Source organism: Salinimonas chungwhensis DSM 16280 (genome assembly GCF_000378185.1).
GTDB lineage: Bacteria > Pseudomonadota > Gammaproteobacteria > Enterobacterales > Alteromonadaceae > Alteromonas > Alteromonas chungwhensis.
In genome coordinates this window covers 152,357-176,501 of sequence record NZ_KB899376.1, presented here as the reverse complement: position 1 = coordinate 176,501, position 24,145 = coordinate 152,357, and the positions used below count along the sequence as shown (strand labels likewise).

The 24,145-nt window shown below is 47.6% G+C and carries 19 protein-coding genes and 1 tRNA gene; 8 read left to right on the top strand and 12 right to left on the bottom strand.

Annotated features, from left to right (window positions below; genetic code table 11):
* The gene (gene yceD / locus F458_RS0100830; protein ID WP_018981470.1) at positions 1 to 528 is read right to left on the bottom strand and encodes a 23S rRNA accumulation protein YceD; all 528 of its coding nucleotides are present in this window, start codon (positions 526 to 528) and stop codon (positions 1 to 3) included.
* Positions 529 to 677: 149 nt separating this feature from the next.
* On the opposite strand from yceD, the gene F458_RS0100825 reads away from it, so the two are divergent.
* Positions 678 to 1,313: a Maf family protein gene (locus F458_RS0100825; RefSeq protein ID WP_018981469.1), complete on the top strand. Its 636-nt coding sequence runs from the start codon at positions 678 to 680 to the stop codon at positions 1,311 to 1,313.
* Here F458_RS0100825 and F458_RS0100820 read toward each other — a convergent pair.
* Complete coding sequence (locus F458_RS0100820; RefSeq protein ID WP_018981468.1) at positions 1,302 to 1,955, bottom strand: HAD-IA family hydrolase; 654 nt, start codon at positions 1,953 to 1,955, stop codon at positions 1,302 to 1,304. The two genes, F458_RS0100825 and F458_RS0100820, sit on opposite strands and share 12 nt — an antisense overlap.
* Positions 1,955 to 2,896, bottom strand: coding sequence for a 23S rRNA pseudouridine(955/2504/2580) synthase RluC (gene rluC, locus F458_RS0100815; protein ID WP_018981467.1), 942 nt, complete (start codon positions 2,894 to 2,896; stop codon positions 1,955 to 1,957). Before rluC ends, F458_RS0100820 begins: the two co-directional genes overlap by 1 nt.
* A gap of 646 nt (positions 2,897 to 3,542) precedes the next feature.
* Between rluC and rne the strand changes: the two genes are divergently transcribed.
* Together rne and F458_RS0100800 are read left to right on the top strand one after the other, a co-directional pair.
* The gene (gene rne / locus F458_RS0100805) at positions 3,543 to 6,785 is read left to right on the top strand and encodes a ribonuclease E (RefSeq protein ID WP_026294389.1); all 3,243 of its coding nucleotides are present in this window, start codon (positions 3,543 to 3,545) and stop codon (positions 6,783 to 6,785) included.
* Positions 6,786 to 6,833: 48 nt separating this feature from the next.
* Entirely contained in the window at positions 6,834 to 7,820 is a 987-nt protein-coding gene (locus F458_RS0100800) for a phosphotransferase (RefSeq protein WP_018981464.1), read from the top strand.
* Here F458_RS0100800 and F458_RS0100795 read toward each other — a convergent pair.
* Positions 7,804 to 8,742: a LysR family transcriptional regulator gene (locus tag F458_RS0100795; protein ID WP_018981463.1), complete on the bottom strand. Its 939-nt coding sequence runs from the start codon at positions 8,740 to 8,742 to the stop codon at positions 7,804 to 7,806. The two genes, F458_RS0100800 and F458_RS0100795, sit on opposite strands and share 17 nt — an antisense overlap.
* A 355-nt stretch (positions 8,743 to 9,097) precedes the next feature.
* On the opposite strand from F458_RS0100795, the gene F458_RS0100785 reads away from it, so the two are divergent.
* Both F458_RS0100785 and F458_RS0100780 read left to right on the top strand, forming a co-directional pair.
* The gene (locus tag F458_RS0100785) at positions 9,098 to 9,556 is read left to right on the top strand and encodes a YaiI/YqxD family protein (RefSeq protein WP_018981461.1); all 459 of its coding nucleotides are present in this window, start codon (positions 9,098 to 9,100) and stop codon (positions 9,554 to 9,556) included.
* A gap of 20 nt (positions 9,557 to 9,576) precedes the next feature.
* On the top strand, positions 9,577 to 10,077 hold the full coding sequence (locus F458_RS0100780) for a GNAT family N-acetyltransferase (RefSeq protein ID WP_018981460.1): 501 nt from the start codon (positions 9,577 to 9,579) through the stop codon (positions 10,075 to 10,077).
* Between the two features lie 88 nt (positions 10,078 to 10,165).
* Here F458_RS0100780 and F458_RS0100775 read toward each other — a convergent pair whose 3' ends face one another.
* Positions 10,166 to 10,963, bottom strand: coding sequence for a substrate-binding periplasmic protein (locus tag F458_RS0100775; protein WP_018981459.1), 798 nt, complete (start codon positions 10,961 to 10,963; stop codon positions 10,166 to 10,168).
* An 11-nt stretch (positions 10,964 to 10,974) separates the two neighbouring features.
* Positions 10,975 to 12,093, bottom strand: a complete 1,119-nt coding sequence (locus F458_RS0100770) for a porin (RefSeq protein WP_018981458.1) — start codon at positions 12,091 to 12,093, stop codon at positions 10,975 to 10,977.
* 615 nt (positions 12,094 to 12,708) lie between these two features.
* On the opposite strand from F458_RS0100770, the gene F458_RS0100765 reads away from it, so the two are divergent.
* Complete coding sequence (locus tag F458_RS0100765) at positions 12,709 to 13,182, top strand: LabA-like NYN domain-containing protein (protein WP_018981457.1); 474 nt, start codon at positions 12,709 to 12,711, stop codon at positions 13,180 to 13,182.
* A 158-nt stretch (positions 13,183 to 13,340) separates the two neighbouring features.
* Here the strand turns inward: F458_RS0100765 and F458_RS0100760 are convergent, their stop codons facing one another.
* Positions 13,341 to 13,889, bottom strand: coding sequence for a DUF2058 domain-containing protein (locus tag F458_RS0100760; RefSeq protein WP_018981456.1), 549 nt, complete (start codon positions 13,887 to 13,889; stop codon positions 13,341 to 13,343).
* A gap of 11 nt (positions 13,890 to 13,900) precedes the next feature.
* Positions 13,901 to 16,540, bottom strand: coding sequence for a type I DNA topoisomerase (gene topA, locus F458_RS0100755; protein ID WP_018981455.1), 2,640 nt, complete (start codon positions 16,538 to 16,540; stop codon positions 13,901 to 13,903).
* Positions 16,541 to 16,899: 359 nt separating this feature from the next.
* Between topA and astB the strand changes: the two genes are divergently transcribed.
* Positions 16,900 to 18,240 (top strand): N-succinylarginine dihydrolase, encoded by a 1,341-nt coding sequence (gene astB, locus F458_RS0100750; protein ID WP_018981454.1) that lies wholly within the window; start codon positions 16,900 to 16,902, stop codon positions 18,238 to 18,240.
* Between the two features lie 59 nt (positions 18,241 to 18,299).
* Here the strand turns inward: astB and F458_RS0100745 are convergent, their stop codons facing one another.
* Positions 18,300 to 20,576, bottom strand: a complete 2,277-nt coding sequence (locus F458_RS0100745) for an Ig-like domain-containing protein (RefSeq protein WP_018981453.1) — start codon at positions 20,574 to 20,576, stop codon at positions 18,300 to 18,302.
* A 122-nt stretch (positions 20,577 to 20,698) separates the two neighbouring features.
* Here F458_RS0100745 and F458_RS0100740 point away from each other — a divergent pair, with 122 nt between their 5' ends.
* Positions 20,699 to 22,045, top strand: a complete 1,347-nt coding sequence (locus F458_RS0100740) for a dicarboxylate/amino acid:cation symporter (RefSeq protein ID WP_018981452.1) — start codon at positions 20,699 to 20,701, stop codon at positions 22,043 to 22,045.
* A gap of 11 nt (positions 22,046 to 22,056) precedes the next feature.
* Here the strand turns inward: F458_RS0100740 and lolE are convergent, their stop codons facing one another.
* From lolE to F458_RS0100725, 3 genes are all read right to left on the bottom strand, one after another.
* Positions 22,057 to 23,292, bottom strand: coding sequence for a lipoprotein-releasing ABC transporter permease subunit LolE (gene lolE / locus F458_RS0100735; protein WP_018981451.1), 1,236 nt, complete (start codon positions 23,290 to 23,292; stop codon positions 22,057 to 22,059).
* The gene (gene lolD / locus F458_RS0100730) at positions 23,289 to 23,981 is read right to left on the bottom strand and encodes a lipoprotein-releasing ABC transporter ATP-binding protein LolD (protein ID WP_018981450.1); all 693 of its coding nucleotides are present in this window, start codon (positions 23,979 to 23,981) and stop codon (positions 23,289 to 23,291) included. Before lolD ends, lolE begins: the two co-directional genes overlap by 4 nt.
* Before the next feature lie 87 nt (positions 23,982 to 24,068).
* Positions 24,069 to 24,145: transfer RNA gene (locus tag F458_RS0100725), tRNA-Asp, on the bottom strand.

The window sequence follows — 24,145 nt, the reverse complement described above, 5'->3', positions numbered from 1 at the left end:
TTACTCCTGGTCTCGCTTAAGTTCTTTCAAAACCGCGAAAGGGTTTGGTCGCTCTTGTTCCGGTTCGATTTTTCCAAATGTCATATCTTTTTCACCAATCGGACACGCCTCCTCTGCATGAAGGGGTACAATAGGTAAGCCGATAATCAATTCGTCTTCTAACAGTTGAAGCAAATCAACATTTCCGTGGTCATCGACCTCTACCGGATCGTAAGCTTCGGGTAACATGTCAATCTCGTTGGCCCCCTGCACGGGACTGTAACAAAAATCAACATTAAGCGGTTGATTAAACTCGCCATTACACCGCTGGCAGATAAGTGTTACCTGTGTTGAAAGATGGCCGTGAAAGACAGTAAGACCCTGCGCGTCTTTTTTGAACTGTACTTCGGCGTCCACCCACTCATCACAGTTAACCACTGCACCGAGTAAACGTTCCATATCACCACTGGCAATTACGCCCTGATAATCAGAGCGCTTGACAGCACTTTTAACCGGATCGACTTGATGGGGTAATTTCACTTTCTGCATAGGGCGCGAATAATATAGCTTCAACCCCTGACTGTCAAAGGTTAATCAGCCAAAATTTGAGGACGGCAAAGAATACCCGATTCGGTACCTTTTCAAGGGTGTGTACAGCAATTACACTAGTAGACCGACATAAAAAGATACAAGCAATTATGACTACCCTTTTGCTCGCCTCCTCATCCAAATATCGTAAGGCGCAACTTGCCGCACTGGGCCTTGACGTAAAAACCATGGCGCCAGATATAGATGAAACCCCTGCTAAGGGGGAGTCTGCAGAGAAACTGGCGATGCGACTGGCTAAAACAAAAGCGCAAAAAGCGGGCAATGCCAACCCTGATTATCTGACACTGGGCGCTGACCAGGTCGCGATGGTAACCACTGATGAAGGCGTAACCTTACTGGGCAAGCCAGGCTCCATCGACAAAGCCTGTGAGCAGCTTATGCTTTGCCAGGGGCATACTGTTTCGTTTTATACAGCACTGTGTATTTATCATGGCACAACACAGCGTTGTATCACTCAATATGAAATCACCAACGTGTACTTCAGGGCATTGACACCCGCTCAGATAAGTCAGTACGTCAGCGCAGAGAGGCCACTGGATTGCGCAGGCAGCTTTAAATGTGAAGGTCTCGGGGCGCTCTTGTTTGACCGTATAGAGGGACGTGATCCCAATAGCCTGATAGGCCTGCCTGTGATGCTGTTACGCGATCTACTCACCCACTTTGATGTGGATTTGCTCGAACAGGCAACCGCTGCGTATAGTAAAAAGCGTGCGTCACTGACCTAGCAGAAATGTCTGCATGTGATAGATTGAGTCAACAATGGCGACCGGTTCATGAGCGGCTAACCGATCACTTTCATGCACCCCGTAGGAAACCGCCAAACGATCCATGCCGATTTCCTGCGCCATCTGCATGTCGTAAACTGTGTCACCGACCATGAGCGCGTCATGCGCACTGAAGCCGGTCTCGCTGAGGATTTGCCTGAGCATATCCGGCGACGGTTTGGAATCTGCTTCACAGGCTGTTCGGGAAGTAACAAAAAAATGCCCTGTCTGCGTATTTTTCCAAGCTCTGTCAAGACCCCGCCGGGCCTTGCCGGTAGCCACCGCCAGTGTCTTGTTGTGAGCTGATAATGTGTTTAGCATGTCCATGGTGCCAGTAAACAACGGACAGGGTGTGACATCCTTTTCCAGATAGGCATCTTTGTACGCGGTTAATAATGCGTCGGTTAATTTATCATCCCGGGTATTAAACAAAATTTGTATAGCGGGGCGCAAACTGATCCCAATGATATTTCCCACCGCATGAGCATCAGGTATCGGCACATCGCATTGAGCAGCGGCCTGTTGCATACAACTGACAATCTTGCCCGCCGAATCCATCAACGTGCCATCCCAGTCAAAAATAATTAATTGATAGTCTTTCATCACAAGGTGTCCAATATCCGACATAGTTGATTATCAAGGGGGGCGGTAAATGTCACCGGCTCACCACTTTTAGGATGTATAAACCGGATGCTGGATGCATGTAAAAAAAGCCGGTTGAGACCAAGCTTGCGCATCTTTTCATCAAACTGCGCATCACCGTACTTAGTATCACATGCTATGGGATGACCGGCATGCAGGCAGTGCACACGAATCTGATGCGTGCGCCCGGTGATGGGAGAGGCTTCCACCAATGTCGCGCCAGCGAACTGTGATAAAATGCGATAACGGGTTTCTGATGGTTTACCGGCCTCGTTCACATTAACCAGCCGCTCACCAGACTGAAGTACATTTTTTTGCAAAGGCGCCTTCACTTTGAAGCGGTTTTCCGGCCACTCACCCTGCACCAGCGCCTGGTAGCGCTTATCCATTTGACCATCACGAAGCTGTTCGTGCATATGCCTTAATGCTGACCGTTTTTTGGCAATGAGAATGCACCCGGACGTATCGCGGTCAAGCCGGTGAACCAGTTCCATAAATTTTGCTTCAGGGCGAAGCGCTCTAAGCCCTTCAATCAAACCAAAACTTAATCCGCTGCCACCGTGAACGGCGATACCTGAAGGTTTATTAATAACCAGGATACGATCGTCCTCAAACAGGATCTGTTCAGCCAGGCTTGCAACCTTATCAAGTTTAGGGTTGGGTTTATCATCGGCCGGGGAAACCCGTACCGGCGGAACCCGGACAATGTCATCTGCCTGTAATTTATATTCTGGTTTGATTCGGCCTTTATTTACCCGCACTTCACCTTTTCGCAAAATACGGTAAATCATACTTTTCGGCACGCCTTTTAACTGCGTACGCAAAAAATTGTCGATGCGCTGACCGGCAAGGTCCGCATCAACGGTCACAAATCTAACTTTGGGAGGGCTCTGTTCTTTCATGGCGCAAGAGTATAAAGGATTTCAGTAAAACTACCTATTACAGTTTGCATGTACTTAACGAATTGTCTGGTTATTGGCCGGATGCTTCTTAAAACACAGTATTGTCGCTCGCCGATGTGATTTTGCTAAAATAAGTCCGGCACTAACTGTTTCTTTCCTTGCTAATTTTCTTACGATAGTGCGATAATCAAAGGGTTTAATGAATATAAAAAATATCATTAAACAGGTTTGAACAACCTTAATGTAACAGCCGCAATGATTCGGCAGCCTAAATTCATTGCCTGAAGTGAGCCGCGTAGGTAGTACTAAAACCTACCCTCACCAGAATATTGCGGCACCAAAACACCATGTTCGCCGTTTAGAAAGACAGAATTGAAATGACAACCGCCCTGAATACAGCAAACTGTGTTGGCGGTGATAAAAATGATGTACGAGACAGGGCCGGTCGTTCCCGACATCCGCTAAATCACAGCCCGAGCTGCACGATTGTAAGTAAAATATCAGGTGCAGATAAACAAGCAGGCTACGCGGATAATACGACGTAACAACAAAGTCCGCACCTTGCCGGGAGGCATCGTGGCGAGGGTTTGCACATGTCAGTTTAATTTTGTGTCTAAGCGGCTGTAGCAAAACAGAGTTAGATACAATGAAAAGAATGTTAATTAATGCAACTCAACAAGAAGAGTTGCGTGTTGCCCTCGTTGACGGGCAACGCTTATACGATCTGGATATCGAAAGTCCCGGTCATGAGCAAAAAAAGGCCAATATCTATAAAGGTAAAATCACCCGCGTAGAACCCAGTCTTGAAGCCGCTTTTGTTGACTATGGTGCCGACCGCCATGGTTTCCTTCCCTTAAAAGAAATTGCCCGCACTTACTTTCCTAAAGGTTATAAATTCGAAGGTCGTCCAAATATTAAAGACGCCATCAAAGAAGGACAGGAAGTTATTGTCCAGATTGATAAAGAAGAACGCGGACAAAAAGGGGCAGCGCTCACGACGTTTTTATCACTGGCGGGAAGCTATTTGGTTTTGATGCCAAATAATCCGCGTGCTGGCGGTATCAGCCGCCGTATTGAAGGTGACGAGCGTACAGAGTTAAAACAAGCGTTAAGCAAATTAGAGTTACCCGACGGAATGGGCCTGATTGTCCGTACTGCCGGTGTGGGTAAATCCTACGAAGAATTAGAGTGGGATCTCCGGGTTTTATTGAAACACTGGGAAGCCATTCGTGAAGAAGCCGACAAGCGTTCTGCGCCCTTTCTGATACATCAGGAAAGTAACGTTATTGTGCGTGCGATTCGGGATTACTTGCGTCGCGATATTGGTGAAATTCTGGTGGATAAAACTGCCGTTTTTGAACAGGCTGTACAGCATATTGAACTGGTTCGTCCGGATTTTGCCAGCCGGGTTAAAAAGTATGATGGTGGCGTACCATTGTTCAGCCACTATCAGATTGAAAGTCAGATAGAGTCTGCATTTCAACGTGAAGTGCGATTACCTTCAGGCGGCTCAATTGTTATCGACCCCACTGAAGCCCTGACATCCATTGATATCAACTCAGCCCGCGCGACAAAAGGCGGAGATATCGAAGAAACCGCCTTTAACACTAATCTTGAAGCCGCCGACGAAATCGCACGGCAGTTGCGTTTACGGGATTTAGGCGGTCTTGTGGTTATCGATTTTATCGATATGACGCCGGTACGACATCAGCGCGAGGTCGAAAATCGTCTTAAAGATGCTGTACGCTCCGATCGTGCCCGCGTTCAGCTAGGACGCATCTCTCGTTTTGGCTTGCTGGAGATGTCTCGTCAGCGTTTACGTCCATCGCTGGGCGAGTCCAGTCATCATGTATGCCCACGTTGTTCCGGCCACGGCACCATTCGGGGAACCGAATCTTTAGCGCTGTCTATTCTGCGTATTATTGAAGAAGAAAGCATAAAAGATAACACCGGGCAAATTGAAGCTCAGTTGCCGGTGCCCGTTGCAACGTATCTGCTAAACGAAAAGCGTAAATCCGTTAATGTTATTGAGCAGCGACACGGCGTGCAGTTGCTTATTATTCCAAATCCGAATCTGGAAACTCCTCATTATGAGGTCAGTCGCAGACGTCCGGACGAGCTGGTTGAGGATGTCAGCTATGGTGTCACGCTCATTGATACCCCTCAGACTGAGTCCGACAAACCTGTTGCAGCGCCTGCTAAACGCGAAGAACCTGCGATAAAGGGGATGGTGGCGCCGGATGCGGCTCCTAAAGTGCCGGAAAAAACAGCGCCTAAGCAGGAAGAAGTTACGCCTTCTTTATTTACCCGACTTTCAACCTGGCTTGGCAAGCTACTTGGCGATACTTCTGAAAAAGAAACCCAAGAGACTGAAGATGCGCGTAAAGAACAAGAGCAAAATACGCGTAAAAATCAGCACCGCGGTCAGGATAACCGTAACCGCAGGCCGCGCAATAATAAACAGCGTCGTCCACGTCAGGAGGATGCCTCTGAGGGTGATGAGAATAAAAACAGAGGCGGTCAGAATAAGCCTGCACAGGATAAACGCGGTGGCAAACCTGCCAGCGGTTCGCAAAACCGTAAGCCTCGTAAGCAGCAGCGCAATGATAAACCTGACAATAATGAGGCAAAAGACGGCAGAGACGTCAAAGAGCAAAATGACAGTGCTGAGTCACAGAGTCCGAAAGACACAACACCAGCGCCTAAGAAAAAGCAGGTTGCTGAGCGTCGCAAACGTCGCGACATGCGCCGTTCGGTTCGGGTAAATGCAGACGAGAATAAACCGAAAGCGTCTGCAGCACCTGCTGATAAAGTATCCGCTGATACCGACAGCACTGCCCAGCCAGCGAAACAGCAGCCTTCGGATAAGACAGACAATACGTCAGTGAAAAGCGAGCCAACCTCTGAACAAAACAATGCGGCCACTGAGCAGACCACCGAGGAAAAGCGCGACACGGGTCGTACTCGCAGCCGTCGCTCTCCACGCCATGTAAGAGCAGCAGGTCAGCGGCGTAAAAAAGGTGAGCAGGAAGAGTTTACTTCTGAATCATCGTCAAAAGAAGAAACAGCACGGCCAGAGCAGGAAACTATTGCCCAACCGGTTGCCGAGAAACAGCAGATGAACGTGAAAACCGCTGACAGCAGCGATGCCGAGGCAGAGTCCGCGTCTGGCAAGCCTCAGAAAATGACAGCGAAAGCTGCGGATCCTGTGGCCTATGATGCAAAATCTGAAGCTGCTGCATTTGCCAGTAATGAGAGCGCTGAACAACCATCTTCTGCACAAGAGACGCTGACTGAACAGGAAGATCAACAGGCTAATACAGACCAGAGTCAGACTATTGCACAGCCGGTAGAGCAGCCTGATAAGGTAGAAGCTGATTCGATAGATACATCCAGTGAGGCTAAACAGGATGAGCTGGCATTGGATGTTCCTGAGTCGAAAGCCACCCCAGAGGATAAGCCAAGGGAAAGATACCGCACCGATGGCCAGCCTGTTAAAAATGACCAGAGTGAACCCCGGCAAGTTGAAATCAGCCTGGATAGTGACGACGTTGTTGCGTCGGACGATGAGACAAGCACGCCCGACAGCGAGAACAGCGCAACGTTGTCTACCCCGGTTGAAAAGCCGTCAGAAGTGACTGTTCAAGCTTCCCAGGCCACCGCAACTTCATCTGGTCAACTGGCAGCCAGTGGCAGAGGCAGAATCAGTGTTTCGCACCCCACCGCGCTGCCTGAGTCTGTCGAAGCCAGTTTTGGTGATATTAACCTGGTTGCACGTAAAGACGACGACCGCCCTGCACTAGAGGTATCCGGACGCCGGGCCAGCGCAAACGGCGCGAAATCAAGAGCGTCAGCGCCAGCCACTAACCCGGGCAATGACGCAGCGTAGCCGCTATCGTATCAGGCGACGGAAAATAACCGTCGCCTGACTTTTATTATGGAAGTGGCACCAGAGTTTATAGATTGGGTCAGCGATGCCCTGAATGATAATGAGATTTCGCAATTTTCATTGATTCAGAATCTGTGGAGTGGCTATGGCCAATGCTTTCGATTTTACAGCCCCAAAAATAAAACGTCGTTAGTTGCCAAAGCAGTCAAGCCATCTACGATCCCTACCCACCCTAAAGGCTGGATCAGCACACACAGCCATCACAGAAAGCTGTCGTCTTACCTCGTAGAAACACACTTTTATAAATACCATAGCACCCGCCTGACTATACCTGTTCCTACATTGATACATGCGTGGGCCGACGATAACACTATGCTCCTGATTATGTCAGATCTGAACAGTCAAGGTTTTGATCAGCGCAAAAACACCCTCAATGTCGATGAGGCAAAGCATGTGCTCATCTACCTTGCACGCTTTCATGCGACGTTCCTTTCCACCTCGGCCAACGAATCTGGTCTGTGGGACCGTGGTACTTACTGGCAACTTTCCACCCGGCAGGGTGAGTGGAATGCGATGCCCGACTCTGAGCTTAAACATTACGCTCAGTTATTACACGACACATTGGCCCAGTCGCCCTATCAGACAATTGTACATGGTGATGCTAAGGTCGCTAATTTTTGCTTCAGACCAGACAGCCATGCTGTCGCTGCGGTAGATTTTCAGTATGCTGGTGCTGGTGTAGGTGTTCAGGATGTTGCGTATTTCCTCGGTAGTGCGCTCAATACAAGGGATCAACTGACACACACCGGGCAGTGTCTGGACGTATATTTTAATGCGTTGTATGAGGCGTTAAACCATTCTTCTGTAGACAGAGACCACCTCGAAAGTTGCTGGCGAGCGCTTTATCCGGTTGCCTGTGCCGATTTCAAAAGATTTTTAACCGGCTGGAGTCCCGACCACTGGAAGCTGAACCAAGTATTAGATAGGTACAGTGAGGCAGGGATAAAATATGTCAAATCTAAGGCAGCCCGCTAAGCTGCCCACGTATAATGTCACTTACCCACTGACGCACCATAAGCACGAGTGAATCTTTATCGCGAGACGTATGCCAGTATATATGCAGCGGTAACGTTTCGGCTGCAAACGGCAGGGGTAATGCTACCAGCGGACACATGCTGGTAACTGCTTTCACATGCGCTTGCGACAGTGTCAATATCATATCAGAGTGCAAGGCCAGTTCCGCTGCAGCCTGAAAATATCTGCACTGGGTCCGAATGCTTCGCTGATAACCTGCTCTGGCCAGCGCGACATCCACATAACTGTGGTCATTATCATTTTCTGTCACCAACACGTGCTCTGCCGTTATATAAGCAGATAATGTCATGCGCTTTGCAAACGGGTGATCAGGCCGGCAGAGCGCGAAAAATGATGAATCACACAGTCTTTCATACATAATACCCTGCGTGGTTGGTAAGCCCGTCGCAACGGCCAGATCTAATTCACCGCCGCTTAGTTGATTATTTAGCGCCGATAACGGTGCCTCTTTACTACACAGACTAATATGGGGTGCACTACGCTTAAGCTTTTCCTGAAGTTTATCAAGTAACAGCCACTCTATGACCGGTGATACGCTTATCGAAAAGATACGACTGACAGAGCTGGTATTGGGTAACCAGGGCTGGTTTACACTCAGGCTCAGTGTATCGATTGACTGCTGCACCTGAGGCATAATCTGGTGACAGCGCAGGGTAGGCTCCATCTTTCTGCCACAGCGTTCGAACAGAGGGTCGTCAAGCATGTCACGCAACCGGTTTAGCGCGTGACTTACCGCTGGCTGCGTTAAGGACAACTGCTGTGCCGCTGCGGTGATGGTACGTTCCCGATAGATGGTCACTAATACCAAAAATAAATTTAAATCGACTCTACTGTGCACCCGACTTTCATACTTAACTGGCATTCATGTCTTTGTGTAGCAGTTTCATGGCGCTCTGTATACCATTTCCCGGCGATTAATCATCATAATATTCAGTAAAGCTGTAAATGACGGTTTCATCTTTAATCGCTTAAGGTTTCAGGGTCCGGGTACCCTGCTCAAAATGACCTTTACCGCGCGAAATGAATTGTGTGCTACAAATACCATGGTGTTGGCCGTTGCTATTTCTGGGCTTCTCATATACTTTCCTGCTAAGCGTAGTAAAAATAGTGATGCCAGCATCAGGCTTATTTAATGATACTTTACCAGCAGGTAACACCTGCCGGAGCGTATCACAACATTATTGTTAAGATAGCAAAGCGATAAAGGGGAAAAACGATTGTCAGTTTGGGTTGATGCAGATTCCTGTCCGGGGGCAATAAAAGAAATTCTTTTTCGTGCTGCGCAAAGAACAAAGGTGCAGGTCACACTTGTGGCAAATCATTATATGAAAACACCCGCCTCCAAGTATGTAAATTTGTTGCAAGTAAGCAGTGGCTTTGATGTTGCTGATGATGAAATAGTCAAGCGATGTACTCCGGGCGATCTGGTAATTACTTCGGATATCCCCCTTGCTGATGAGGTCATCACAAAAGGTTGTACAGTTATCAGTGCCCGTGGCGAAAAACTGACCCGGGAAAATATAAAGTCCAGACTAAATATTCGTGATTTTATGGATACAATGCGTAGCAGTGGTATTCAAACCGGCGGTCCCCCCGCTCTTTCGCAGTCTGAAAAGCAAGAATTTGCCAATCAGCTGGACCGTTGGCTCAACAGGCACCTTTCTGGCGCTCAGTAACCTTACCATGACCAGATAATATGGATATTCGCATCATTTCCCCAACTGAAGCTTTTCAAACCTGCTATCAAGAGTATATAGATGAGCTGGGCGATGAAGAACGCTACCCAATGCCGATGGATTTGGATTACCGCAATTTTCCGGCACTGTTGAGAACGCTGGAAGATTATAAATATGGTATTAACCTTTCTGAAGGACTCGTGCCAAACTCGACCTACTGGTTGATTTGCAACAACAAGCTTGCCGGTGTGGCTAATCTTCGTCACTGTCTGAACCAACAACTTGAACTTGCAGGCGGACACATCGGTGTGGGTATCAGACCGTCCTTTCGCCGAATCGGACTGGGCGCCCTGCTACTTGCATACACGATTCAAAAAGCCCACGACAAAGCCATCAGACCGGTGAAAATTCATTGCTATAAGGATAATTCCGCCTCCGTGGGAATGATAACTGCGTGCGGCGGAAAATTATCAGGTACTGCAAAAATAAATGATCAAACAGTGCTTCATTACACTGTTTGAAAAACTCAGGCAGTTAGTTTCTTCGGTTTACACTAATTCTGACTAAAAACCCCGACGAGGGGCCAGGGTTTTGAGCTGTTTTAACTGACTAGCGACGGTCGTAATTTACTGGCCTTTCCGGGTGCTGGTAAAAACCCTGTTTAAGCAGACGTTTAAACCTTTGCATTTTGCCTTCCAGGACCAATTCTTCCAGCCCCTTGTTGAACAACTCAACAACCAGACCACTATTTTTGCGGCCTTTGGGTACAAGTAAGTGAGTTGTATACGTCGAGACATAGGATTCCAGACGCTTGACTTTATTTCGATCAGATTGATTGAACTGTCTTTCAAGCAAATACCAGCCCGTCAGCTCGTCTACTGGAAAAATATCGATTTCGCCATCCATCAGAGCCCGAAGATTTTCCTCATCCGAATCATAGGTGATTACATTTTCGTTGTCTTCAATGTACTCACCAAGCTCGTCTGTATATAAATACCCTTCTGTCATGCCCATTTTATAGTCACTCAGATCGTTCAATGTGTTCCAAGACTGTATTGGGCTGCCTTCACGTACATAGAAGACCAGGCTTTCCGCGGTTATCGATTTACTATGTATAAACTCATCTTCGCGGCTGCGCACAAAGTAACCATATGATACCGCATCGTACTCACCGTTTTTTGCTGCTTCCAGCGCTTCTTCCCATTTTAAAGAGGTAAATTCAACAACAACGCCGGTTTCCAGAAAAGCCTGATTGATAATATGATTAATGTAGCCATTATGCTCCATATCGGTAGAGGTAAACGGCGGATACTCTGTTGTCGCAATTTCAAGCTTTAGCCAGGCATGCGCCCAGCTTTGCGCAGGAAATAGCAGTGCGATGGTTAAAAATAATGTAAAAATACGCATATCAGTACCTTTTAGAAATAAATGCCAAGACTAATGTTCAAACGATGTGTGGTATCTTGCAGGCCGCCCAGATCCAGGCCGATACCAGGACCACCTGAGAACCACATATTACGCCCCTGAATACTGTCTACATAAACAAACAGCTTGTCCCAGCCAAAGCTACAACCATTAACCCACTGAGAGGATGCCTTCTGCGCGTCGACATCACCTTCCACACGACTGTATTCAGTGTAGCAAGTTAGGTCTGTGATAGTTTTGAATTTCATCGGCACAGAATACACAAGGTTAGCCATGTAGCTTGCGCCCTCTGCAACCTGTAAAAAAGGCGCATTGAACGATGATAACGCTATTCTATCTCGCAATTGTCCCTCCGGCGCTTCAAGGTTGTAGTCAAAATCGATGTACTGTAGTTCGACTTTGACCGGCCCCTGAAGGTGGCGCAAGTGTAGAGCATAAGCTTTCATATCACCATTTTCGAGGGTATCCAGATTCAGGATATCGCCATACTGAAACGACGCTCCTAAATCAGTGGTTGAACCAGAAAAAAAGTTCGCCGTATAATTCGCTCTTAAATTGTACTGGCCATCTTCTTTGTTCCGGTACTCGCCATCATCGGCGACATCAAAGGTATAACGACCATAAGTCGACGCGTCGTTGTACTCATCATTCAGAAAGTATCCCAGATGAAAATCCCAGTTACCGCGGGTGTAGTTTGTTGTGATACCTGCATCATAATCATCTTCAAAGCCCAGATAATAGTTTACAGAAAACCAAAAACTGTTTGAGGCAAATGGCAACAGACCAAACGGCACTTTAGTAATACCGGCTGTAACATCCAGTTCTTCATCAAAGGTATAGGTTAAATCAGCGTAACGGACAGTGTCGAAATCGACGTTTTCATACCAGCGATACTCAGCTTTGTAAGAAAAATTGTCTAACTCACCGGACAAATTCAGTCGCAGTGACTCAAAGCTAAAACCGTCACGAATTTCTGCTTCCTGCCAGTCTAAGTGGCCGTAGTTAACGCGTATATGCCCACCAATATCGACTGGCAGCTCGTCAGCAAATGTTGGTGATACTGACAAGACACCCGCGGTGAGTACAGATAATTTGGTCAGTTTCTTATTCATTTATGAACCTTAATATTTAAAAGTATGGATCTCTGAGTCAGTAATGACATTTACCAAGTTCAGAAGCGGATGCCCGGGTTAAGTATGCATCTGAGCAAATACTTTTATAAACAAGACAGCGGGTCTGACAGTTAGCCAGTAGCACCCTGTTATCCGTTCTCACGAAAACAGATTTGATACACAAAGAATGTATCGCTTATAAGCTGAAAAAGATCACTTCTTTCTCTTTAATTCCAGCGTCTTATAAAATCAATGACGTGTAAAAATGGTAGCAGCATTTCAGTTTAAATGCGGCATTTACTCTCTTATAAGCACTACCAGTAAGGCATGCTGTGATAAACTCGGTGGCGCAAAAATTTAGTCAAGGTGCAGGCGCTGTCAGGCATTTAACCCAGCGTTGAAGCATGCGCCTGATTATCAATTCGAAGAGCGGTACTATTCATCGCAGGTGAAAAGATAAAGAATAGTCTGAATTATTGCTGACTGTATACGACAAGCTTAATACACCGCAAAAAGGTGAGTGCGCTCATCAGGGTAGAACAATCGATACGAATGTCCTCCGGCGCGTTACAAGTCTGCCCAGTGTCTGTGTGTTTTCAAAAAAAGGAGTCTGCGATGCAAACTGTTAGTCTGTTTGTAGATGTGCAAAATGTATACTATACCACCAGAGCAACCTTCCAACGCAATTTTGATTACAATGCGTTCTGGGCTCTGGCCACTGAAAACCGAAAAGTCGTAAACGCGAATGCTTATGCCATTGATCGGGGTGATCAAAAACAACAACAATTTCAGAATATCCTGCGGGCGATTGGCTTTGATGTAAAACTCAAACCCTTCATTCAGCGGAGTGACGGCTCCGCTAAAGGGGATTGGGATGTAGGTATCACCATTGATGTTATGGAAGCGGCGCCAGAAAGCGATGTTGTTATCCTGATATCAGGTGATGGTGATTTCGATTTGCTGGCCAGAAAGGTACGCGAACGCTATAACTGTCAGGTAGAAGTTTATGGTGTCGAAAACCTCACTGCATCGAGCCTGATGCTTGCCGCCAGTTCCTTTCACCCAATAACACCAGCATTGTTGCTTTGAATATGCGTAGTCTGAGCAGCTGAAACAATATTCTGGAGCCATTTATCAAACCCGCTCCGACAGAGCAGGTTTGATGTTAAAAGCCGCCCTGCTGAGGGCTGATGGCCTAAAAATGCCTGGCTGACGTTACTCAGGTTCGGTGAACTGAAAAATCTACTTTACCAGGTGAGATCATCAGGAATTTCATATTCGGCGTACCAGTCATCTTCTGCTGCACTCTGGCTTTCATTTTCCAGCACGTCCGCCCGGTAGATTACTGAGCTTTCATCACGCTCCGCAATTTTATCCGCCACCGGCATCGGGACCAGATGATACTCCTCATCTAGCTTAACCACGGCCAGCCGCCCCTGTGTAACCTGAGTGCGGACTGTTTCTGAAACCCGCAGACGTTTAACCACATTATCATCAGTAAAATTGAGCACAACATCATCCTTGCCTTTCGGCTGAGAATTTATTGTGATCAACTGCCTGACCTGGGCCACAATGGAGCGTTCTTCCCTGGCTTTTTGCTGCTCTTCGTTAAGTGCTCTGTCCCGCGCCTTCTTTTCCTCTATCGCTTGTTGCGCAGCTTGTTTATTTTCATCTTCAACCTGCTGCTTATTTTTATTCTTAAGCTTTTGTTTTTTACGCTTTTCCTGTCTGGCCTGACGGGCCGAAGATTTATCCGCGAGCCCGGCCTTAAGTAGCTGATCCTGAAGTGACGCCACAGGAGTACTCCTTATTTCGATTTTTTACGGGTATCTTTGACTACCCATTTACCATTTTCATGCCACGCCGACCAACCTGACGACTTGCCATTTTCATTTTCTGCCATCACATATTGCTGTTTTGTTTTGCGACTAAAACGAACCACCGTGGGGTTACCGTCAGGGTCCTGCTGTGGCGCGTCTGCCAGATAATAGAACTTCGGCGAGATCCGATCACGAAAACGGGCCAGTTCTTCTACCTTAGGCGCGCGGGTTTCCCGGGATTTCGGGAAATTATGAGCAGCCAGAAAGATGCCCGACGCACCATCACGTAAAACAAAATGCGCATCACTTTTTTCACAGGCGAGCTCCGGTAAATCGACCGGATCTTCCTTAGGTGGTGCCGGCTCACCGCTACGAAGCAGCTTACGGGTATTTTTACATTCGTCGTTCGTACAGCCAAAATATTTACCAAACCGACCATTTTTTAGCTGCATGTCACTGCCACATTTATCACACTCAATCACCGGCCCATCATAACCTTTGATTTTGAATGTGCCGGATTCGATATAGGTCCCGTGACAAGTAGGCGCATTACCGCACACGTGTAATTTACGGGTTTCATCCACCAGATAGCTATCCATTGCAGTCCCGCAGACCTGACAGCGTCGCTTAGCACGCAACGCCTCGGTTTCCATTTCTTCGTCGTCATCGACCTTAACAACCTCATCGCCCGGCGTCAGGTTGATCGTATTTGTACAACGTTCTTTAGGCGGCAGATTATAGCCAGAACAGCCCAGAAAGACGCCTGTACTGGCGGTGCGGACGTTCATTTCCCGTCCGCATTTGTCGCAACTTATGCCAGCAGGAATAGCCTGGTTGCTGCGCATGCCGCCTTCTTCTGCCTCTTTCTCGGCTGTGAGAAGCTTGCCGTAAAAGTCTTCGTAAAAACTGTTTAATACCTGTTTCCAGTTTTTATTGCCGGTAGCGATATCATCCAGATGCTGTTCCATATTTGCGGTAAAATCGAAGCTCATCAAATCATCAAAATTTTCCATTAACCGGTCATTGACGATTTCACCCATTTTCTCAGCATAAAAACGCTTATTTTCCAGCCTTACGTAACCCCGGTCCTGTATGGTCGAAATGATACTGGCGTAGGTTGACGGACGTCCTATGCCACGTTTCTCCAGTTCTTTGACCAACGATGCTTCGTTAAAACGAGCAACAGGTTTGGTGAAGTGCTGTTTTGGATCCAGCGCCTTCAGATTCAGCTTATCGCCCTGCTTCACATCAGGTAACAAGCGATCTTCTTCACCTTTTCTGCGGATCTGCGGCTGTACTTTGGTCCAGCCATCAAATCTCAGCACCCGGCCCTTCGCAACCAGTTCGTAGTCACCCGCAGAGACCTTAATCGTGGTTGCATCATATTTCGCCGGAACCATCTGACAGGCCACAAACTGACGCCAAATGAGCTCATAGAGCCGCTGTGCATCGCGTTCCATGTCGTTGAGGCTCGCCGCGGTCACACTGACGTTAGACGGTCTGATCGCTTCGTGAGCTTCCTGTGCTCCTTCTTTACTGCCATAGCGATTGGGACTGTCCGGCAGATACTTATCCCCGAAATTGTCACCGATATAATCACGGCAACTATCCAGCGCTTCTTTACTCAAATTGGTAGAGTCGGTACGCATGTAAGTGATGTGACCCGCTTCGTACAGACGCTGAGCCATCATCATGGTTTTCTTTACCCCAAATCCCAGCCGGGTGCTCGCCGCTTGCTGCAGCGTGGAGGTAATAAAGGGCGCCGAGGGCTTACTTTGGGTTGGTTTCGATTCACGACTTTCAACGGTATAGCTGGCATCCTCTAACGCATTGACCGCTTCGTCAGCCTGCCCTTTGTTAACCGGCTTAAAGGCATTGCCCTGATAGCGGTTAACCAGCATCCGCAGTGCAGTCTTGTCAGCTGAGTTTAAGTCGGCATGTATATCCCAAAACTCTTCAGGGACAAACGCTTTAATTTCACGCTCACGTTCTACTACCAGACGCACGGCTACCGACTGAACCCGTCCAGCAGACAATCCCCTTGCGACCTTCTTCCATAACAGCGGTGAAACCATAAACCCAACCACGCGGTCAAGAAAACGGCGCGCCTGTTGGGCGTTGACCCTGTCGACATTTACCTCACCGGGATGAGAAAATGCGTCCTGGATAGCATTTTTAGTGATTTCGTTGAAAACCACCCGTTGGTAAGATTGCTTTTTGTTATCCAGCAATTCACGAAGGTGCCAGGCAATAGCCTCCCCTTCCCTATCCAAATCAGTTGCCAGATAGACCGTATCCGCTTCCTTAGCCAGTTTTTTAAGCTCATTAACAACTTTTTCTTTTCCTTGCAGCACCTGATAATGGGCGTGCCAGTCGTTTTGCGGATCTACGCCCATGCGATCTACGAGCTTACGATACTCATACTGGCGCAAGTACTCTGTGCGCTCTTCTTCGGGAAGCGTTTTAAGCTCTTTCGCCGGCCGTTTCGGCTCAACGTTGCCCAGCGCTTTCGTAGGAAGATCCCGAACATGGCCAACTGAAGATTTTACGATAAAATTTTTGCCGAGATATTTATTTATCGTTTTGGCTTTGGCCGGAGACTCGACGATGACCAGTGATTTTGCCATAAAATTTAAATAAACCTGTTTTATATCATTGACTTAAATGGCCAATGATTTGAATTTTGCGTCGAATGGAATGCCTGAAGGACGCCTGTGCTTTTTTAACATATATCGATAAAATGAATGGAAAACAAGTTCTTCTTAATAGTTATTCGCTTAACTGCCTTGAAAGCGCCCAAAACCTGTTTACTTTTCATCCAGCCTGATTGGCAATGCACTGAAAAACCGTATAATGCGGGCATTCCAAACGCGACTTTTACATTAAAGCATGTTTGTTTTACTTTGTGAGACTTACGCTGCGACTATAAAAAAAGACCGCTCCAATATCGTAGCAGTCTCTGCTACAAGAACAAACCGAGGAACGCATGAAGCATTTTGAAGTGAATTTTGACGGCCTGGTGGGCCCTACCCACAATTATGCAGGACTTTCATTCGGCAACGTCGCATCGCTAAACAACGCCAATGCGGTAAGCAGTCCACGACAAGCGGCTAAACAAGGTCTTGCCAAAGCCAAAGCGCTGGCCGATATGGGGATGACACAAGGTATTCTGGCACCGCAGGAGCGGCCTGATATCAATACCCTTCGCCGCCTGGGGTTCACCGGCTCAGACGCCCGGGTTCTGGAGAATGCGGCAAAACAATCCCGCCAGGTATTCCTGGCCTGCTGCTCAGCGTCCAGTATGTGGACTGCCAATGCCGCTACTATATCACCAAGTGCTGATACTATGGATGGTCGCGTGCACTTTACGCCGGCCAACCTCACCAATAAATTTCATCGTTCATTAGAACCACAGGTTACCGGCCGTATCCTGCAGGGTACATTCGCCAATGATAAGTATTTTGCGCACCATTCGCACCTGCCAGACAACGAGCATTTTGGAGATGAAGGTGCGGCCAATCATACTCGCCTGTGTAATGAGTACGGCCAGGCAGGTGTAGAACTCTTTGTATATGGCCGGCATGCCTTTGACAGTACTAAACCTGCCCCGACCCGATATCCGGCCAGACAAACACTGGAAGCCTCACAGGCCATTGCCCGTTTGCACGGACTGGAACAAGAATCAGTGGTCTACATTCAGCAAAACCCGGATGTCATTGACCAGGGCGTGTTCCATAATGATGTGATTGCTGTAGGCAATCAAAACGTCCTGTTCTTCCACGAGCAGGCTTTTTACAAGAAAGAAGAAGCCCTGGCTGAGGTCAGACAGAAGTTTGGTGACAGCCCGTTACATCTCATAGAGGTGCCTACTGATGAAGTATCTGTGTCTGATGCGATAAAAACTTACTTATTCAATACGCAGATCATCACATTACCTAATAATGATATGGCTATTATAGCGCCTACTGATTGTCAGGAAAATGAAGCGGTTAGCCGCTATCTTGATGCATTAGTGGAAAAGGGTACGCCAATCAAGCAGGTAAAATACTTTGATGTTAAACAAAGTATGCGTAACGGCGGCGGCCCTGCATGTCTGCGATTGCGTGTGGCCCTGACTGACAGCGAGCTTGACGCGGTAAATCCAAATACTTTGTTGAACGATACGCAGTTTGCCCGCCTCAATACCTGGGTGGATAAACACTATCGTGATGCGCTGACTGAAGATGATTTGCGCGATCCGCAGCTCCTTGTAGAGTCTCGTACGGCTCTGGATGAACTGACGCAGATCCTTAATATTGGTTCTGTGTATCCTTTTCAGCAGGATTAACAACGACTTTTATTTAGCGGCACAAAAATGAAAAGCCCCGAGAATGCGGGGCTTTTTTATCATAACGTATCTAGACAATTATTACTTAGACCGAAAGGACTGTATGGTGGTGGAGAGTCTTTTGAAGATAGGTCTTCTGAGGCCACACCTAGTTTGTAACGTGTATAAGCCATTGCTTCACTACGAGTAGATCTGGCAAATACAGAAATTTCAACTTCAGCAAAAGCACCATATTGCTTCGGATACCTGTACTCTATCACCGCCTGACCATTTTCATCTGTAACACCTTCGCCATCAAAGGTAACGCTTCCAACATTACCGGGAGTAAGCATTCCATCACCATTGCCGACAACTTGCTTTCCGTCCTCTTTAAATTCTTCATTAGCGTCTAAATTTCCATTTCCATTAAGATCTTCATTTGGACACGCTGTATAAGAAGCGGATAATTTCCATTTGGAGAGACTATCGTCCCACTCCCAACCACCTTTGTAGAACTTCCCATTCTCGGAATATTTAATAGGCGTAGCAGTTACATTAAGAGACTCACCCTGGATTGGCCTGCCCGCAGAGTCTGTCACAAAAACAGAGAACCTTTTCAGGTACGTTGTAGTATCCGGTGACTCAATTCTATTCCCAGTGCCAATCACGACGTCGAAAGGCCGATTAGCAACTGTTAGAACAACTGTATCTTCCAGAGAACTATTAATACTTGCAGTTACTACAACCGAATCTTCACTCGTTACCGAACCAGAAGTAAAAACTGTGGAAGCAACTCCATTACTGTCTGTCGTTGACTGTGAAGGTGAAATTGACCCGGTAGAAACATCGTCCACTACAAATGAAACCGTAGCATCTTTGACAAGATTACCTCGAATATCTCTGACTATGGCTGTTATAGTGCTGGTTTGTCCATCGGGTCCTAAAATATCAGGGGTTGCGTCGGCCTGAACAGTGGCTGGCTCGGTAGCAACAAATTCAATTTGCACCTGAGCAGTGACTTCCTCGCCATCACTGTCAACGCCAGTCGCGGTTATTGCTGCAAGACCAGCATTGTTGGATTCAATGCTAAACCGAGCGTTACCATTTGCGTCAGTATTGTCATCAGCCGCTGAGATAATCCCTCTGGAGGTTGTGAAAGTTACATTTCCCCCGGCAAAAGGACTATTTTCTTTACTCCACAGAATAGTCATAGGTTGCTGGGTATTTAACGGAATATCTTTGACCGGTAAATTAACAAAGGCAAAGTCATCTTCCTGAACAGTAAGTTTAAACTCGGTGTTAGCGTTTAGTGCAGACGCTTTAATAGCGTCCTCGCCGGATTTCACACCCTGGTAAAGCACGGTCACCTGACCATTGCTTTCGGTTGTTACTGACATCGCGCTGGCAAATTCGGGGTTGTCACTCTTTTTGGATAATTCACCGTGTTCAGCAACAACATCAATCGACTGATTAGCCAGCGGCACACCGTCAGAGTCCTGAACCCGCAACGTCATTTCAGCAGGTTGCGAGAGTATGACAGACTTAGGACCGTTGACCGTTACTTCCGTACCGGTGATTGCAACCTCCAGTGTTTGGGTTAACTCACCCACTGTAGCAGTTATCTGAACGGTGCGATTTTGCGCATTATTTCGGGTCGTCAGTGTTGCCAGCGCACGACCACTGGCATCCGTCTGGGCCTGGTCTACCTGGATTTCCACGCCGGATTCGCCGGGTGCAGAAAATGCCACATTCTGCCCTTCCATCAACACGCTTTGTGCATTCTTAACCAGCGCCGTCAGTTGCGCTGAATCCGAACCGCTGGAAGGTAGCTGTACTTTGTCGGTATAAAGATTGAGCGAATCCGGCTTTGCGCTTATCTGTGCAGTGCCGGTTGATGAGAACGTAGTGGTACCGACTTCACCGTCTGCTGTTGTCGCGGTAATCGTGCCATCTCCTGCAGCAGAGCCTACTGACAGTGTTATCGATGCCAGGCCATTTTCGTCCGTACGCGCAGTTCCTGTATCGTTTCCGAAGCTGGCCAGATTATCGTCAGATAGAGAAAACGTGATCAGAGTATCTGATTTAGGATTGCCGTTTTCATCGGTCACGGAAGCACTAATTGTCAGTACATTGTCCTGAGTGAGGTTCTTATCATCTTCTCCGGCGCTATTTTTTGTATCAACCAGCACGGAGTATACGGGGTCTGTCTCTTGCTCATCGGTTCCACCGGTAGTCCCGGTGTTTGACCCGGTGGCATTTGTTCCGGTGTCACTGCGTTCAAGGGATTCACCGCCCCCGCAGGCAGCCAGTATGAACAATGTGCTAATAAGTAGCAGGGAATGGGCAAATGCACGCATAATTATCTTCCTGAACCTCTAATTAATGGAGTAGTGGTGTATTTGTTGTTTAAATCTTTTTCGAATCTGGCAAACTAGCCCGCGTCACAAAGAATAAAAAACAGAAGTTTCAGGGAACATTCATGTCTCAAAGCGAACACAAGTACAGTTTAACGACCAGAATATTTATCGGCCTGGTGGCCGGCACACTTGTTGGCGTTTTACTCCAACTACTTTTCGATGATAGCGGAGATTTACGCTTCACGATATTCGGTTACTCCTTTTCCACGTATAACATTCTTGTGGAAGGTATATTTTCCACCCTGGGGCAAATCTTTATTGCCAGCCTTAAAATGCTGGTGGTGCCGCTGGTTTTTGTTTCCCTGATTTGCGGCACGTCTTCGTTAACAGAGCCCAGCAAACTTGGGCGCCTGGGTGCCAAATCCATAGGCCTGTATATTTTCACAACCGCCGTAGCAATATCACTGGCTTTAAGTCTGGCTTTGTTAATCGGGCCCGGCGATGCCGTCAGCATCTCGACCGATGTTACTTATACCGCTAAGGAAGCTCCCTCGCTGTCGTCGGTTATCGTCGATATGTTTCCCACTAACCCGATTAACGCTATGGCCCAGGGTAATATGCTGCAAATTATTATTTTTGCAGTCTTGTTAGGTGTGGCAATGGCGATGTGCGGTGACGCAGGTAAACGCATTGCTAACTTCTTTGAAGATATAAATACCGTCATCATGAAGTTAGTCACCATTATCATGAATCTCGCACCTTATGGTGTATTTGTGTTGATGGCGAAGTTGTTCAGTTCCATTGGGTGGGAAATGTTAGAAGGGCTTACTGTATATTTCCTTCTCGTTCTGGGCGTATTGTTTTTACACGCGATACTTACCTATTCAGCCATGCTTAAAGCGTTTACCGGTCTGAACCCCATAATTTTGTTCCGCAAAATGCGAGACGCTGCCCAGTTCGCCTTTACCACTTCAAGCTCCAGTGCCACCTTACCGGTAACTATGGAAACCGCGCGAAATAAGCTAGGTGTGGGCAAATCGGTTTCTTCTTTCACCCTTCCTTTAGGGTCAACCATTAATATGGACGGCACCGCTATTATGCAGGGTGTGGCGACTGTATTTATCGCCAATGTTTATGGTGTAGATTTGGCCTTGCAGGATTATCTGATGGTGGTCCTCACCGCCACACTGGCCTCCATCGGCACCGCCGGTGTACCGGGGGTTGGTCTGATTATGCTAGCCATGGTGTTACAACAGGTAAACTTGCCGGTTGAAGGAATAGCGCTGATTATAGGGGTAGACCGCTTGCTGGATATGACACGAACAGCCGTCAATATTACCGGCGACTGTACCGTTGCCTGTATTATTGCCAAAAGTGAGAATGAGCTGGATGAGGCCAAGTTTAACGATTTGAATGCAGGCCTCGAAGAAGAAGAAGTTGATTTAGAGCATTTTGACAAAAACAGCTAGCCGGGAACCGGCTAGCCATTCAGTGCGCTGGCCGGTGCCACTTTGGCGGCGGTCGAGGCCGGGTAAAGGGTTGCAATAATAACCAGAATAAGCGCCACCACCACAGTAACCACAACATCCATAACCTGCAGCTGTGACGGTAAAAAATTAATAAAATAAATATCACCAGAAAGTATTTCTGTCCCCAGGATATTTTCAATACCCTTCACCAGTGTGGCCAGATTTGGCGCAGTAATCACCCCCAAAAGTGTTCCGGTGACGATGCCGGTGAGCCCGTTTATCATGCCCTGAACAATAAAGGTGCGGCGGATCAGGCTGTCCGGCGCGCCCATGGTTTTGAGAATAGCAATGGCTGAGCGCTTTTCCCTTACGGCCATTACCAGGGTTGATACGATGTTAAAACAGGCCACCGCAATGACAAGTGTCAGAACGATATAGACAACGACACGAACCAACTGAATATCATTGTATAAATGCCCTTGCGTTCGAGTCCAGTCAGACATATACACCGGCTGAGGAAAACTATAGCCAATATTGCGCATAACATCGTTAGCGGCAAACGGATCCTGCAAGGTAAAGCGCAGACCTTCTGCTCCAGATACTATCCCCGCCTTGGCAGAAGCGGTAGCCAGATGCATCATCCCCAGATAATTATCCATTTCCCCCCCCACTGTAATCGCGCCGGCCACCTCTAATTTCACCAACTGGGGGGCTTTAAATGATAAATCCTGTGAGGAAGTCGGGATCAGAACACTGACTTTATCACCCGGCTGCAGCGCAAGCTTGTTTAGGATCCCCTGCCCCAGCAACACGCGATTTGATGCTGCAGTAAAGCGGGCCCAGGCCCGTTTTTCCACCTGGTTCAGCCACGCGGCATTTTCAGAATAAAGAGGATCAATGCCAGTTAGCTCTACCGGCATCAATTCACCTTTTTGCTGCAGCATGCCGGTAATTTTGGTGTAAGGAGAAACGGCTTTTATCCGTGGATCCTGCTCAAACTCCTCAGCCACTGCCCGCCAGTCCTGGATGCCTTCATCAGAGACTGAATAAAGTTCACCGTGCGGTAACACTGCCAGGATACGATGTGTTAATTCTCGTTCAAAGCCGTTCATGATGCTCAACAAAATGATAAGGACAAAGCATCCCAGCCCAATACCAAACGTCGAGGAAAACGAAATAAATGAAATATAGCGATTTTTCTGTTTTGCCTGGCGAAATCGCCTGGCCAGAAGCCAGACCAGATTCATAGCGGTTTGCTCCGGCTTTCGCTAAGCTCACCATCCTGAATGGTGAGCGTTCGATCCATCTGCGCAGCCAGCTCTGTATCATGGGTAACCACGACAAAACTGGTTCCCAGTTCATGGCTCAGCGTTCTCAGCAATTGGTATATCTGCACCCCGGTCTGATGATCAAGGTTCCCGGTCGGTTCGTCAGCCAATACCAAAGAGGGCGTGTTTACCAGTGCTCGGGCGATCGCTACTCGTTGCCGTTCACCTCCCGACAACGCCGCCGGCTTATGGGTCAAACGATGAGATAAATTGACCTTTTCCAGCATTGATGCTGCGCGTTTTTTTGCTTCTGTAGCACCGGTCTTGCCAATAAGAAGCGGCATAGCGACATTTTCAAGCGCCGTGAATTCTGGCAATAAATGGTGAAACTGGTAAATAAACCCCATATGCGCATTCCGTAATGCTGCCAGTTTGGAGGAAGACATGGAAAACAAAGACTGACTTTGGAACGTTACGTCACCGCTGCTGGCGGTATCAAGGCCACCGAGAATATGCAACAACGTGCTTTTGCCTGACCCTGAACTACCCAGAATTGCAATATGTTCTGCACTATCGACATGAAATGAGACATTATTAAGCACGGCTGTTTCGTTAGCGCCGTCAAAATAGGTTTTGCTGACGTCTTTGCAGACAAGAATGTGTTTCATTGTACCCTATTAAAAGCCAGGTTTTACCAGCTTAGATGGTACCGTGATAAGGGAAGATAACCAAGATGAATCAATGAGATATTAAGATGGCGGAGCGGACGGGACTCGAACCCGCGACCCCCGGCGTGACAGGCCGGTATTCTAACCAACTGAACTACCGCTCC